Origin of the sequence: Mycobacterium sp. E2238 (assembly GCF_001672665.1) — a bacterium.
GTDB lineage: Bacteria > Actinomycetota > Actinomycetes > Mycobacteriales > Mycobacteriaceae > Mycobacterium.
On sequence record NZ_LZKF01000008.1, the window covers coordinates 1 to 12,557 of the forward strand.

General features: G+C 66.6%; 16 protein-coding genes and 1 pseudogene. 10 read left to right on the forward strand and 7 right to left on the reverse strand.

The window, feature by feature from the left end; genetic code table 11:
- Both A5711_RS25880 and A5711_RS26675 read left to right on the forward strand, forming a co-directional pair.
- Positions 1–977 (forward strand): TNT domain-containing protein (locus tag A5711_RS25880; RefSeq protein ID WP_231987397.1); only part of this gene is annotated, 977 nt, incomplete at its 5' end.
- Positions 974–1,453 carry a hypothetical protein gene (locus A5711_RS26675; protein WP_156673410.1) on the forward strand — a complete coding sequence of 160 codons (480 nt, stop codon included), beginning with the start codon at positions 974–976 and terminating at the stop codon, positions 1,451–1,453. The genes A5711_RS25880 and A5711_RS26675, both read left to right, overlap by 4 nt.
- Positions 1,454–1,542: 89 nt before the next feature.
- Here the strand turns inward: A5711_RS26675 and A5711_RS00625 are convergent, their stop codons facing one another.
- The 4 genes from A5711_RS00625 to A5711_RS00640 form a co-directional block, all read right to left on the reverse strand.
- Positions 1,543–1,875 carry a GNAT family N-acetyltransferase gene (locus A5711_RS00625; RefSeq protein WP_067943065.1) on the reverse strand — a complete coding sequence of 111 codons (333 nt, stop codon included), beginning with the start codon at positions 1,873–1,875 and terminating at the stop codon, positions 1,543–1,545.
- The gene (locus A5711_RS00630) at positions 1,862–2,845 is read right to left on the reverse strand and encodes a pirin family protein (protein ID WP_067943087.1); all 984 of its coding nucleotides are present in this window, start codon (positions 2,843–2,845) and stop codon (positions 1,862–1,864) included. Before A5711_RS00630 ends, A5711_RS00625 begins: the two co-directional genes overlap by 14 nt.
- 27 nt (positions 2,846–2,872) lie before the next feature.
- Entirely contained in the window at positions 2,873–4,255 is a 1,383-nt protein-coding gene (locus A5711_RS00635; protein WP_067943068.1) for an acyl-CoA dehydrogenase family protein, read from the reverse strand.
- Between the two features lie 89 nt (positions 4,256–4,344).
- The gene (locus tag A5711_RS00640) at positions 4,345–4,761 is read right to left on the reverse strand and encodes a WhiB family transcriptional regulator (RefSeq protein WP_067943070.1); all 417 of its coding nucleotides are present in this window, start codon (positions 4,759–4,761) and stop codon (positions 4,345–4,347) included.
- 143 nt (positions 4,762–4,904) lie between these two features.
- On the opposite strand from A5711_RS00640, the gene A5711_RS00645 reads away from it, so the two are divergent.
- The 6 genes from A5711_RS00645 (at position 4,905) to A5711_RS00670 (ending at position 9,017) form a co-directional block, all read left to right on the forward strand.
- Complete coding sequence (locus A5711_RS00645; protein WP_067943073.1) at positions 4,905–5,675, forward strand: helix-turn-helix domain-containing protein; 771 nt, start codon at positions 4,905–4,907, stop codon at positions 5,673–5,675.
- The gene (locus A5711_RS00650) at positions 5,672–6,484 is read left to right on the forward strand and encodes a C40 family peptidase (protein ID WP_067943075.1); all 813 of its coding nucleotides are present in this window, start codon (positions 5,672–5,674) and stop codon (positions 6,482–6,484) included. The genes A5711_RS00645 and A5711_RS00650 overlap by 4 nt, the downstream gene beginning before the upstream one ends.
- Before the next feature lie 16 nt (positions 6,485–6,500).
- Positions 6,501–6,863 (forward strand): DUF4226 domain-containing protein, encoded by a 363-nt coding sequence (locus A5711_RS00655; RefSeq protein ID WP_067943077.1) that lies wholly within the window; start codon positions 6,501–6,503, stop codon positions 6,861–6,863.
- 126 nt (positions 6,864–6,989) lie between these two features.
- Positions 6,990–8,342, forward strand: a complete 1,353-nt coding sequence (locus A5711_RS00660; protein WP_067943079.1) for a DUF4226 domain-containing protein — start codon at positions 6,990–6,992, stop codon at positions 8,340–8,342.
- A 49-nt stretch (positions 8,343–8,391) separates the two neighbouring features.
- Entirely contained in the window at positions 8,392–8,709 is a 318-nt protein-coding gene (locus A5711_RS00665; protein ID WP_067943081.1) for an ESX-1 secretion-associated protein, read from the forward strand.
- The gene (locus A5711_RS00670; protein WP_067737733.1) at positions 8,706–9,017 is read left to right on the forward strand and encodes a DUF2694 family protein; all 312 of its coding nucleotides are present in this window, start codon (positions 8,706–8,708) and stop codon (positions 9,015–9,017) included. The genes A5711_RS00665 and A5711_RS00670 overlap by 4 nt, the downstream gene beginning before the upstream one ends.
- 5 nt (positions 9,018–9,022) lie before the next feature.
- Here A5711_RS00670 and A5711_RS27110 read toward each other — a convergent pair whose 3' ends face one another.
- Entirely contained in the window at positions 9,023–9,166 is a 144-nt protein-coding gene (locus tag A5711_RS27110; RefSeq protein ID WP_167374087.1) for a hypothetical protein, read from the reverse strand.
- An 82-nt stretch (positions 9,167–9,248) separates the two neighbouring features.
- Between A5711_RS27110 and A5711_RS00675 the strand changes: the two genes are divergently transcribed.
- On the forward strand, positions 9,249–11,045 hold the full coding sequence (locus A5711_RS00675; protein ID WP_067943083.1) for a DUF5631 domain-containing protein: 1,797 nt from the start codon (positions 9,249–9,251) through the stop codon (positions 11,043–11,045).
- 68 nt (positions 11,046–11,113) lie between these two features.
- Positions 11,114–11,434: a DUF2710 family protein gene (locus A5711_RS00680; RefSeq protein WP_369806148.1), complete on the forward strand. Its 321-nt coding sequence runs from the start codon at positions 11,114–11,116 to the stop codon at positions 11,432–11,434.
- Between the two features lie 62 nt (positions 11,435–11,496).
- On the opposite strand, the gene A5711_RS00685 is transcribed toward A5711_RS00680, so the two are convergent.
- Together A5711_RS00685 and A5711_RS00690 are read right to left on the reverse strand one after the other, a co-directional pair.
- Positions 11,497–12,270: a TIGR03084 family metal-binding protein gene (locus A5711_RS00685; RefSeq protein ID WP_067943091.1), complete on the reverse strand. Its 774-nt coding sequence runs from the start codon at positions 12,268–12,270 to the stop codon at positions 11,497–11,499.
- A pseudogene (locus A5711_RS00690) lies at positions 12,270–12,557 on the reverse strand (hypothetical protein); the annotation flags it as partial. The gene A5711_RS00685 and the pseudogene A5711_RS00690, both read right to left, overlap by 1 nt.

The window sequence follows — 12,557 nt, forward strand, 5'->3', positions numbered from 1 at the left end:
TCTATGGACAGCTCAAGAACGGCGCGGGCGAATTCTTTGATCAGGCCATGAGCACGTCCTATACCTTCAGCGGCGGCAAGTTGACCGGCATGCGCACGCTGGATCCCGGGAAGGTAGAAGCCACCCCCGAGCCGCTGTGGAGCGCCATCACCTTGGCCGTCGGCGGGCCTGAACTCAAGGCCGGCGGGGAGGTGGCCTGGCAAGGCCTGAAAACACTTTTCAGTCGCGAAGCGCTGCAAGGCCTTTCCGCCGACAACGTCCTCCCCCGGGCACTGAGCGCGGCCGAGATGCGCGCGGCAATGGCCGAAGCGGACCTTCCCCCGCATGGCTCGCCACTACCGGATGTCAGCGGACAACCCGTGCCGGGCGTCGCCCATCCAGGACCACCACCCGTGGTTGAGCACGCGCCGCATCCGGCTGGTGGTGACATTCCGCCCGAGCATGCTCCCGCGGGCCCGCATGTACCTGTGGCACCAGACAGCGCCCCGACGCCGACGGCACCACTCGAGCCGCCGCCGCCGCTGCCTTCCGACCACGAGTTGTTCCACGGGTACCACCCGATCGACCCAGGCCCGGAATTCAGGAACCCAGACGGGAGCCTGTTCTATCCCGATGACACGCTGCCGACCAAGCCCTACGCGGTGCCGGGCACCGTGATTCCCGACGCGCCTCTCAAACCCGGGGCGGTGCTCGGCCGTTTTGGTAGCCCGTTTGGTTCCTACTTGGCCCCTGAAGGAACACCATTTGCTGAACTGTCGCTCCCGCCCGAAAGCGCTCTCAAACCCTATTATCAATACGTAGTTAAGGACCCGACTGCCCTACCACCCGGCTACCACGTTGAACAATCCCAAGTGGCGCCTTGGTTCCATCAGCCGGGCGGCGGAATCCAATACCGAGTGATTGGACCAGATGGAAACGACGCCCCAGTACAAGCCCTAGAGGACTCCGGATTCTTAGGAGACATGCGCAACCAATGACCGACTTTTCGCGAATTTCTGCAAGCTGGATTGAGTGGTCTAGCCTCGCACGCCTGCCCGACGCGGCGGTATCGACGAAATGCGATGATTGCGAAATCGCTTTCACTTCTACGGATTTCTCGGTGCACCTTCGCCACGAGGCTGACTGGTGGATCGTTGATACGGTTAATGACCGCGGACAACGTCGCAATGACACAGCCAAGCTATCTTCACTCGAACTCGCTGAAAAGTACCTGCTCTGGATTTGGTCCTCGCTTGCCCGCGGGGCCGTCGGTGCACCCCCTTTGGGGCCGGAGCTCTATTCTTCTGGTTTCAGTCCGGACGTGGAAGTAACCCCTATAACTGAGGGCATCGCAGAACTGCGATCACCAAGTGGAAAAGCAATTTTGATGGAGCCGTACGCGACCATTTTCAGCCACCTTATGTCCAAGTCAGTAGGCGAACTCGGGCGCATGGTTGCGGCAGGACTTGCGTGAGCTGTCTTGGAATCTGGCCCAGCATGGCCCCTTGAAGGACGTAACCAATCAAGCAACGTATGCCAAGGGTGCGGCTGGACTTAATTTTGCTACGACGACTGCAACCACCGCTGAATATCCGGCGTCACGGCATCGGTGATGTCGTCGTACTCGGGATGCTTTTTGAGCACCGTGCCGATCATCGAGCACACGGGGACGATGCGCTTGCCTTCGCCCCGAGCCTCGTTGAGCGCCTCCTCGACGAGGATGGTCGCCAGGCCGCGTCCGCCATACGCCGGGTCTATTTCGGTGTGGTAGAAGACGCGCTGGTCACCGCGGTCGGCGAAGTCGGCGAGGCCGACCTGCTTGCCTTCTACGGCAATGGTGTACCGGCCCTCCTCGAGGCTGACGGTCGCTTCTGCTCCGGTCTTATCGGCGGTCATAGTTGCTTTCCTTTCCTTGCGGTACGGGTCGGGGACGCAGCCGAGCGGTCGGCAGCGGCGGGGCGGGCAGTCGGGTGAGCGAACCCCGGTAGCCATGGACGGTCCCGAAGCGTTCGTCGCCGTCCTCCCACTGTTCGCGGTATCCCACGATGTCGTCGTGGCTTCGCCCGACGAAGTTCCACCACATCACCAATTCTTCGGTGAACGGTGTTCCGCCGAGCAGCAGCACCCGGGCGGGCTGATCCCCCGCGTTGCTCAGCCGCAGCGACGAAGCGCCGGGACTCAGGTAGGCGAGCTCGGCAACCGACAGGGCGGTCTCTTCCACACGGACGGCGCCCAGATCGCAGAGCACACCGTGCTCGAATGCCGGGTCGACATCGACGTCCAGGTGAGCGCCGGCATCGAGATCGATCTGGGCGCCCAGCAGGGGTGTGAAGGTGCGCACGGGCGACCGGCTACCGGCCAGCCCGCCGAGGAACACCCGCGCCGTCGCGCCGGCAAGCGACACCGGCTCGGGCACGTAGTGAGCGAAGTCGCGGCCGGTGTCGCGATCGGAATCGGGAAGCGCCACCCAGAGCTGGACACCGTGCAAGGCGGCCGGCGACATCACCGACACCTCGGAATGACAAATTCCGGCACCCGCGGTCATGAGGTTCAGCTCGCCCGGCCGCACAGCGGCATGCACTCCGGCGCTGTCGTTGTGCTCCACTTCACCACTGAACAACCAACTGACCGTTTGTAGTCCGGTGTGCGGATGGGGTGGAACGTCCATGCGCGCCGACGTCGGGCCGTAATGGTCGATGAAACACCACGCACCGATCAGCGAACGGTGCCGTTGCGGAAGCGTGCGTTGCACCCGCATGGCCCGCGGGCCGCCCAGCGGAACTTCCCTGGGCGCCAGCACCTCGGTGCCCCCGCCTGGTGCGGTAGCGCAGGCGAGTTCGGCGGGTGTCGGCTCAAGGTTGCTCATGGTCCAATCGACCGTACCCAGCACTCGCTACTTGCGCGGCGGTCGGAGCACCTTCATCGCCAGCCGCATGACGGGTTCGGGCACCCGATCCTGCATGGAAAGCGCGGTGTCGGCGACGCGGGAGCGCAGCGGAGTGCCGCGACCGAAAACCCGGTTCAGCGGACCGCCGGACGGCTCGAGCACCACATGCAGTGGCGGCGTGCCGACAGCGGCACCCAGCGCGTTGGCGATTACCATCCGCTGAATCTCGCTCGTGCCCTCAAAAATGGTGTACAGCTTGGCATCCCGATACCACTTCTCCACCGGGTGGTCGGTGATATAGCCCCAGCCGCCCATGGTCTGAATGGCGCGTTCCGTGGCCTTGACAGCCACCTCGCTGGCGGCCATCTTCGACATCGAGCCCTCCCCGCGCTCGAAGGGAATGTTGTTGGCCGCCATCCACGACGCACGCCAGGTCAAGAGCCGCGCCGCGTCGATCTGGGTGGCCAGCTCCGCGAGCGGGAAGGCGATGCCTTGGTTGTCGATGATCGGTCCGCCGAAGGCCTCGCGCTCGGTGGCGTACGCCGTCGCGTACTCCAGCGCGGCGCGCGCGATTCCGATTGCCTGGGCGGCAACCATCGGCCGGGTCTGCTCGAACGTGCCCAATGTCGCGGAGCCCGACCGCTTTGCGCCCGCGACCACTTCGCGCGCTTTGGCGAGCTTGTGCTCTAATTTGTCCTGTCCCCCAAGCAGATTGGCGCCCGGTACGCGGACGCCTTCGAACAGCAACTCCGCGGTGTGTGACGCACGGCAGCCCAGCTTGTCCAGCTTGCGCACGAGCTTGAGCCCCGGCGTGCCACCGGGCACCACAAACAGCGCCTGACCGCGATGACCCAGCTCCTCGTCGACCACCGCGTTGACCACGTGCACGTTGGCGATCCCGCCGTTGCCGATCCACATCTTGTGGCCGTCGATGATCCAGTCGTCACCGTCCCGGCGCGCGTGAGTGCGCAGATTCCGTACGTCGCTGCCTCCCTCGGGTTCCGAGATCGCCAGCGCGGCGAGCTTGAGATCGCCTGGGGTGCCGAAGCATTCGGGCGCCCATTCCAACATCTGCTCCGGCGATGCCGCCTGTCCGATCGCCGACAGGGCCAACGCCGGCATCACGATCGCCAACCCGATCCCGGCGCAGCCCCAAAACAGCTCCTCCATGAACATCGGCAAGGAGAGCCCGGTCGGATCGCCGATCAGGTCGCGGTAGAACAGGGGGCTATAGAAGCCGCGCTGGGCCGCCTCCTCCAGGACCGGCCACGGAAACTCCTGCCGTTGGTCGTAGTGGAGCGCCACGGGGCGGATCACTTCTTCGGCGAACTCGTGGGTCCGCCGGGCCAGGTCGTGCTGCGCCGCCGTCGGGGTCAGGTCGAACGTCATGGATCGCGCCTTCGGGTCGACAGACTCGTTTGTGCCGAAGCTCTACCCCGTTGGCTGAGTCGACAAACGGCCTTACCCGGGATGGACCGTCAGGCCGCGGAACGCGGGCCCACTTGCGCGAGGGGCAGGTGCAACACCACCGCGGCCACCGGAACGGCCTCATGTTCGTGGTTGGCGAGCAGGGCCGCATTCTCCGGCAGCTGGCGGGAGTTGATTTCGCCGGACGCGATGCGCCGGAGGACATCGTGGGCCTGGGCCAGCTGCTCGCGCTTGCGGTACTGGCCGCCGGGAAGTTTGACGCCGGCCCACACGCCGTACTCCTCGCGGTGCGCGATGGCATGTTGGGCGCACCGACGCTGCTGCGCCAACGGGCAGCGCCGCAGGCACTGGATGCGCGCCTCGACGGCCGACCGCTCGTATGCACGGGCCTTGGCCGCGCCGTCGCCACCGTCGTCGTCGGGGTAGCCGAACCACAGTTCCGGGTTGCTAGCGCAGGGGTGTCCCATGTCGGTCTCCTTGTCGAGCTTGAAACGTAGGCAAAAGCGTATACAGACATGAGCGCCTAGCGCAAGAGAAACGTGACAAAAACGTATATACAGAGCGATACGCGACTGCGTGTGTACTATCCGGCCTATGGCCGGAGCCTGCGGTGAGCCGTGAATCGGCAGGCGCGGCGATCCGTGCTTTGCGAGAGTCGCGCGACTGGTCGCTAGCCGACCTCGCCGCCGCGACCGGTGTCAGCATCATGGGGTTGAGCTTTCTGGAGCGCGGCGCCCGTAAGCCGCACAAAAGCACAGTTCAGAAGGTTGAAAATGGTTTAGGCCTTCCGCCGGGGACCTATTCCCGGCTGTTGGTGGCGGCCGATCCGGACGCCGAACTGGCCCGGCTGATGGCCGCGCAACCGCCCGCCGCCGTCCCCGCCAGGCGCACCGGGCCGGTGGTTGTGGACCGGCACAGCGACACAGAAGTGCTGGAAGGCTATGCCGAAGCCCAACTGGAAGCCCTCAAATCCGTCATCGATCGCTTGCCTGCGACAACATCAAACGAATATGAGACGTATATTCTGTCTGTGATCGCTCAGTGCGTGAAGGCAGAGATGCTGGCCGCCGGCTCCTGGCGGGTCGCCGTGAATGCGGGCGCGGACTCGACGGACCGGCTGATGACGCACCTCCAAGCCCTCGAGGCGACGCGCACGGCCCTGTTGAAACGAATGCCGACCAGCTTGAGCGCCCGCTTCGACGGGGCATGCGCACAGTCATCCCTGCCCGAGACGGTCATCGCCGCATTGGTCGGTGTCGACGTCGAGGAAATCTGGGACATCCGCAACCGAGGGGTGATCCCGCCGGGGGCACTCCCCCGCGTGCGTGCCTTCACCGACGCCGTGGAGTCGGGAGGCCAGCTGGGCGAGGGGGCGACGTGACCCAAAGCGAGATCGAGGTGCTGAGCCGTGCTCATGACATGTTCGCCGGCGGTGGCCGCCCGTCGCCGGTGGACGCGGGCACCGGGCATTACCACAACCTGCTGCAGAGGGCGGCCGGGCTGAACGACGTTGTGGCGCGCGGCCGATATCGGCTCGCGGTCGACCACAGCCGGCAACGGCTCGCGGCCGCCGCCGCCACGGACGCCGCAGCGGCGGGCGTCATCGCCCGAGCCCACCGCGATCGGGCCGAGGCTCACGATCTGACGAGGGGCGTCCTTGACGCAGCCCGCGCCGACGCCGGGGAGGTTCCGGCGACACCCATGGCGCAACGCGAGGCGATGCGTCGTCGGGCGGCGCGACTGCGGGCCCAACGCGCGCATGTCCTCTCGGCCCGCTTCAGGGCGCGCCGGCGCCTCGCCGAACTGCGGGCACTGCGGTACCAACTCCTGCGACACCGCCCCGCCGGATTGAACGGGCGTGCCGCCCTCGCGGTGCGCGCCGCATTGTCGCGCCTGGGCCGGCCTTACGTGTGGGGCGCGACGGGCCCCGACCAGTTCGATTGTTCGGGGCTCGTCCAGTGGAGCTACGCACAAGCGGGAATTCACTTGGACCGCACCACTTATCAGCAGATCAACGACGGGATCCCGGTGTCCCGTTCGCAAGTCCGGCCGGGTGACCTCGTCTTCCCGCACGCCGGGCATGTCCAGCTGGCCATCGGCAACAATCTGGTAGTCGAGGCGCCCTACTCGGGCGCCTCGGTGCGGATCAGCCCGCTAGGCCCCAACGTTGCGATTCGCCGACCACTATGACAAACAGGGTGAGCCGATGACGGAACAAGCAGGACCTTCGGTGGCCGCCATGCAGGCGCGGCAGGCGGCTCTGGCCGGCCAGCATGGCACGGCGGCCGACGCCGACCGCGTGCTGGCAGAGGTGCTCACCAGCGCGCATGCCGCAATGCGAGAGGGCGCCAGGCGTCTGGATGCCATCGCCGAGCAGATCGACCACGCCACCGTGCACCAAGCGAACCTCGCGCTCGATACGCCCATGGGCGCCCGCGAGTTTCAGAGGTTCCTACTGGTCAAACATCGCGAGATCACTGCGGTCGTCGAGGGGGCGCGTGAACTGAGCCGAGCGAAAAAGGCTGTGCTGGAAGGCCTCCGGGACCGGTACGCCGCGGGCAACGCCTAGCATTGGCGGCGATTTCGGTGTCATCCACAACGGCGCCGCATAGTGAATTGTTGGCGGGGAAAGGCATGGGTACTGTCGCCGGGCATGGAGGGGTCGCAACGCATTCCGCGAGGACTTGCGTAGCTGATGTCGGCGCACGAGGAGTTGCTTGCGGCGGTGCAATATGTCCGAAACCGTACCGGTGACCCGAACGCATGGCTGGCGGGTCTGTCCAAAGGTGAGCTGGCCGCGGTGATCACCCCGACGACGCGTCCGGAACAGTTGCGGGCGATCGCGGGCAAGATCCGCGAACAAGATACGGCTGCACCGGACCGGGAGGCGGGTGAGGCGGCGGAAGCCATCGCGCAGGCCGAAGTTGCTCTGTCACACCAGAATTCGGCGAGCTCTCAGCTGGACATGCAGGTCATCACGGCGATCTTGAACGCCCACCGCAACGCCGTCGAAGGCAGCCAAGCGCTGACCAAGCTGCAGCAAGACACCGAAGCCGCGGTGCGTACGCGATCGGACCTGGACACTCCGGCCGGAGCGCGCGACTTCCAGCGGTTCCTTATCGGCAAGCTCAGAGACATTCGTGCGGTGGTCCTCAACGCCAGCCTCGACGACACATCGAAGTCGGCGCTGATGGCCGCTTGGACATCGCTATACGACGCCTCCAAGGGCCAACCGAGCGGTCCCGACGAACGGCCGTCGGCCCAGACGGTCGGCGCCGACGCCGCTACGACCGAGGACCCCGGGTGGGACCCGCTGCTGGATTCGTTGTTCGCCGACGATCCGGGCGCCGCGGCGGACGATCTGTCGGGAGGCGCTGCGCCGGACGTAGCGACCGCTCCGGCGCCGCCCATGGCTCCAGTGCTGCCGCCGATGCCGAACTTCGGCTCGGGACTGCCGAGCTTCGGCGCGACGCCGGCCGGGCTGCCACTTCCCAACCTGCAGGGCGACAACGCCACGGAGCCGGAGTTGCAGGGCCTCGACGACGAGGGCGTGCCGGATTCCGAGGACCATGCGGATCCCAAGAACGACGGTTCGTCAGATCAGCCGGGCGACACCAACCAGGACGCTGCGACGGTCGAGGACGAATCCCCACCGGCGGGCCCCACCACGGTGACTTTGCCCGATGGTGAAACGGTGACGGCGGCCAGCCCTCAGCTGGCCGCGGCAATCAAAGCCGCGATTGGCGGAGCTGCGATACCAGATGCCTTCCAACAGCAGGGAATAACGATCCCACCGCCGGGCACCGCGGTCACCCACCCGATCGACCCCGCGCACGTCACTCCGGCCGATATCGGAATGTTCATCGACCGGCACGCGCTCGCCCTCGGCCCCGGAAAAGCCCTTCTCGATGGCCAAATTCAAGACATCGCCACCGTGAGCGGCCCGAGCTTTCTAGGCTGGGAACATCCGCCGGGCGCGGCCGCGACCGCGCCGGCGAAGCCCGACACACCGACACCCACGCGGCCGGCGACCTCGTCGACCACCTGACAATAGTGACCTCGCCGGTCTGGCCGGCGCCGTGAACAGGAGACAGCGGATGGCAGATTCGATCCATGTGGTCCCCGCGCACTTGCGTCAAGCCGCTGCGCGGCACCAGGAAACCTCCGACTACTTGCGCACAGTCCCGTCGTCGCACGAGGCGATCCAGGAAAGCCTGGATTCGCTGGGACCGATCTTCGGTGAACTTCGCGACGCCGGCCGGGAACTGCTTGAGCTCAGACGACAGTGCTACGAGCAGCAAGCGGCGGACCACGCCGACCTGGCGGACAAGTTAGCGGCCTCGGCGATGATGTGGGAACAGCACGAGCAGGATGCGGCGCGCAGCCTCGGCGGCATCGCTGACCGCGGTCGATGACGGACGCGAATCCCGCTTTTGACACCGTTCACCCGAGTGGGCACATCCTCGTCCGCTCCTGCCGCGGCGGGTACATGCACAGCGTTGCGCTGAGCGAGGAGGCGATGGAGACCGACGCCGAGACGCTGGCACGAGGCATTTTGCTGACCGCCGACGTCTCGTGCCTGAAGGCATTGCTCGAGATTCGCGACGAGATCGTGGCGGCCGGACACACCCCCTCGGCCGAGGTACCGACCCCGCGAGACCTCGATGCGGCGATCGAGAAGCTACTGGCGCACAAACTGCGCCGTCGCCACAGCGCGATCTAGACGGTCTACAACAGCCAGGTTTTGGCCGCCTCGGGGTCTGGAGCGATGTCGGTGGGCGGCTCTACGGGGTTGGGGCCGAACAACTCTCGTGCGCGGGCGAGTAAGGCCCGCACCTCATCGAGTTGCTGCTGCAGGGCAGATTCAGCCATATCTGCACGGTACCCAGGCCGTCAAAGCTGCACAATTCACTGACCGAATAAGCCATCCCTCGGATGCCGGTACGCTGAGCCGGTGGCGATCTTCGGTCGGATGACGGCGCGTCAGCGCCTCCGGAGAGCTACCCGGGAATCACTGGCGATGCCGGCCTTCAGCTCTCCCATCGATTGCACCCCGTGGGTGATCGGTGGGCTTTGGCCTGCCGAGTTGTCAACGATCACCGCCGAAAATGCCCCGCTTGCAGACTATCTGAAGACGGACCTGCAACGGATTGCCGACAGCGCCAACGAGCAGTTGAAAATGATCAAGCGGGCGGGTTTGGCCGATCTCGCGCGTCAGGCGCAGGAGGCCCGGGTCATCGACGAGGCGCGTGCCCGCGCCGCGCGCCGAGTCGAATCGACGATTCGTCAGCTGCAGGCGGCGAAGTCCGGGGTGATCGCCGGGCATCCCCGCCCGCAGGCCAGCGAACCGCAGTCATCGGACATGGACCAGACCCAGGTCATCCCTGCTGTCCCGAACCCGCGGCCTTCCGAAGCGCCCACCAGGGACGTGCGCCGGCCGCGCTGGCGGGTCGCCGACAAACCGGCCCCTTCGGTGCCGCAGGGCGGGGACGTGGCCGAGGCGCCTGTTGATGACACCGTCAGCGAAGAGAACGCCCTCGCGCCGGATATGGAGGAGACGCAAGTCATCCCCGCTCTCACGGAGCTGGAGCCGACGGTCGACGCGCCGGTCGATAATGCCGAGCCCGATTGGGGGGAGGCCGCCAACGGTCGCCACCACTTGGAGCTGGAGGAGCCGGCAACCGACCAGGATCAGCCCGAATGGGGATCCCAGATCGAAGCCGAGGAGGCTGCTGCCCCGCTGTCCTCGATGGAGGAGACGCAGGTCATCCCCGCCATCGCCGAGGCCGAAGCCGTGGTTGACGTGCCGGATCGCCAACACGTCGCCGAGGACGAGACCCCGCCGTCCTCGATGGAGGAGACGCAGGTCATCCCCGCCATCACCGAGGCCGCACCCGCGGTTGACGAACCCGTCGCGAACGGTCGCCACCACGCCGTGCCCGAACAGCAGGCACCGGCCCAGGACGAGGCGCTACCGCCAGCACCCGTCGAGGAGCCGGTCGCCTCGATGGAGGCGACGCAGATCATCCCCGTGATCACCGAGCCCGAGCCCGTGGTCGACCAACCGGCCGAACCTTCCGAGCCCGCCGTCCAGCCTCACAGGGAAAAGGCCACCACCGCAACGAGTTTCGACATCGACCGGCTGAATCGGCTGCTCGAATTCGTGGTCCGCCAAGAGTCGCGGCTCAACTGGGCGGTCGGCGATCTTTTCGATGGCACGACCGTCCTGGTCACCGACCTCGCGCACGGCTGGATACCGGCAGGTATCAACCTGCCGGCCGGCGTGCGGTTGTTGGAGCCCGAGCGACGCACCGGCAGGGTGTCCGACTTGATCGGCGACGCGGCCCGCGTCGTGACCTACGCTCCTGGTGATTCGCTGCGCCGCTCGCCCGATTTCGCCGCCACGAAATCGTCGCTGGAACCGCGCGAGCTGCCGGCCATCGAGGATCTGGCCAGGGTGCTGAGCGAAACCACGCGCCGGTTCGACGGACTCCCCCGCATCGTGCAGAGGCTGGCGGACGCGGCCGCCGCGGACGCGGTTGTCATCGACCAAGAGGTCGACGTGCTGCGCGTGCACCTCGATACGGCGCGCTACCAGCTTTTGGTCCAGTCCCCGACCGTGAACCCGGCTCTCCTGCTCAAGTGTCTGTTGATGGCCGCCACCGAAGGCATCGCGAGCGGAGACACGGTATCGGCCAACTATCACCTCGCCTGGTACCAGAAACTCGCCACTCAGCCGCCGGGCCCTTAGCCGCCACGGGTGCGCCGGTCACCCGCGAGTTTGAATTGACGCTGGTTGGAGGGGGCGACGATACTGTGATCGTGTCGGATTCGGGCGGTCGCGCGAATCTCAGCGACAAGGACCTCGTCGAATCAGTTCTCCGCGAACTCAGCGAGGCGGCCGACAAATGGGAAGCCTTGGTGGCAGAGGCCGAGGCCGTCACCTACAGCGTCGACCTCGGTGACATTTATGCCGTGGCGAATGCCGACGGCCGATTGCTCAAGCTGACTCTGCACCCCGGCGTGATGACCGGATACGCGCACGGCGAGCTCGCCGACAGGCTGAACCTCGCGATCTCAGCGCTGCGCGAAGAGGCCGAAGCCGAGAACCGGGCAACTTACGGCGGGCCGCTGCATTAACCCCGCGCTCATCGACCGGCGCTTGGGTCGGATGGGCGCCGGCTCTCTTCGCGCGTGCGCGCTCATCGGCCGGCGCCGGGAGGGCCCGCGAAAGCTTGTGCAATCTCCAGCCAGCGCTGCGCGTCGGGCCCATCGGCGGTGATGTCGAGGGCGCTGAGCGGACGCCGCTGAGTGACCAGAAAGCAGAAGTCTTCGGCGGAACCGGTGACCCGTTGCGAGGCGTCCGGCGATCCCCAGCTCCAGGTGTCGCCGCCGGGTCCGCGCAGCTCGACCAGGAACGGCTCGGCCGGAGCGGGGAGATTGTTGACGGCGAAGGCGTAGTCGCGCGTGCGCACCCCCAAGTGGGCGATGGAGCGCAGCCGGTCGGTGGCCGCCCGTTTGATACCCAGCGCGTCGGCGACGTCCAACCCATGCGCCCAGGTCTCCATCAACCGCGCGGTGGCCATCGACGCCGCACTCATCGGTGGCCCGAACCAGGGGAGCTTGCGTCCGGCAGGAACCATCAGCAGCTCTTCGTGCAGACGCGCACGGGTCGAGCGCCAGTCGGCGAGCAGCTCGGCCGGCGCCAGAGCTGCCAATTCTTCGGCACCCGCGTCGACGAAGCCTGTCGGGTCGGCGGCGGCGGTTTTGAGCTCGTCGGCGAACCCGGCCTCGTCGGTGACCGCGGTCAGCGCGACCCGGTCGGTCCACAACAGGTGCGCGATCTGATGCGCGATGGTCCAACCCGGCGCGGGCGTCGGTTCGGCCCAGCGTTCGGCTGGCAGCGGCGCGACCAGGGCGTCAAGCTCGTCGCTTTCGGCACGTAGGTCGGCCACAATCTGTTCCGGACCCGCCATCATTGCCTCCGATCGTCGCTCGCCCCTGCCGGGTAGCGATTATTCGCCTGTTCGCCGCGCCGGCCCAAAACGCCGTGCATCGCCAGGCCGGCCAGGTAGAGCCCGGAAGCGACCAGCACGAATACTGGCGCATGCCCATCCGCGGGAATCAACGCCGCCGCCGCCGTGATCGCGGCGATGAAAGCCACCCAGAACAGCGCGTCTTGGACGGCGAACACGTGCCCGCGAAGGGCGTCGTCGACGTCCATCTGCATTGCCGAGTCGGCGCACAGCTTGACCATCTGGCC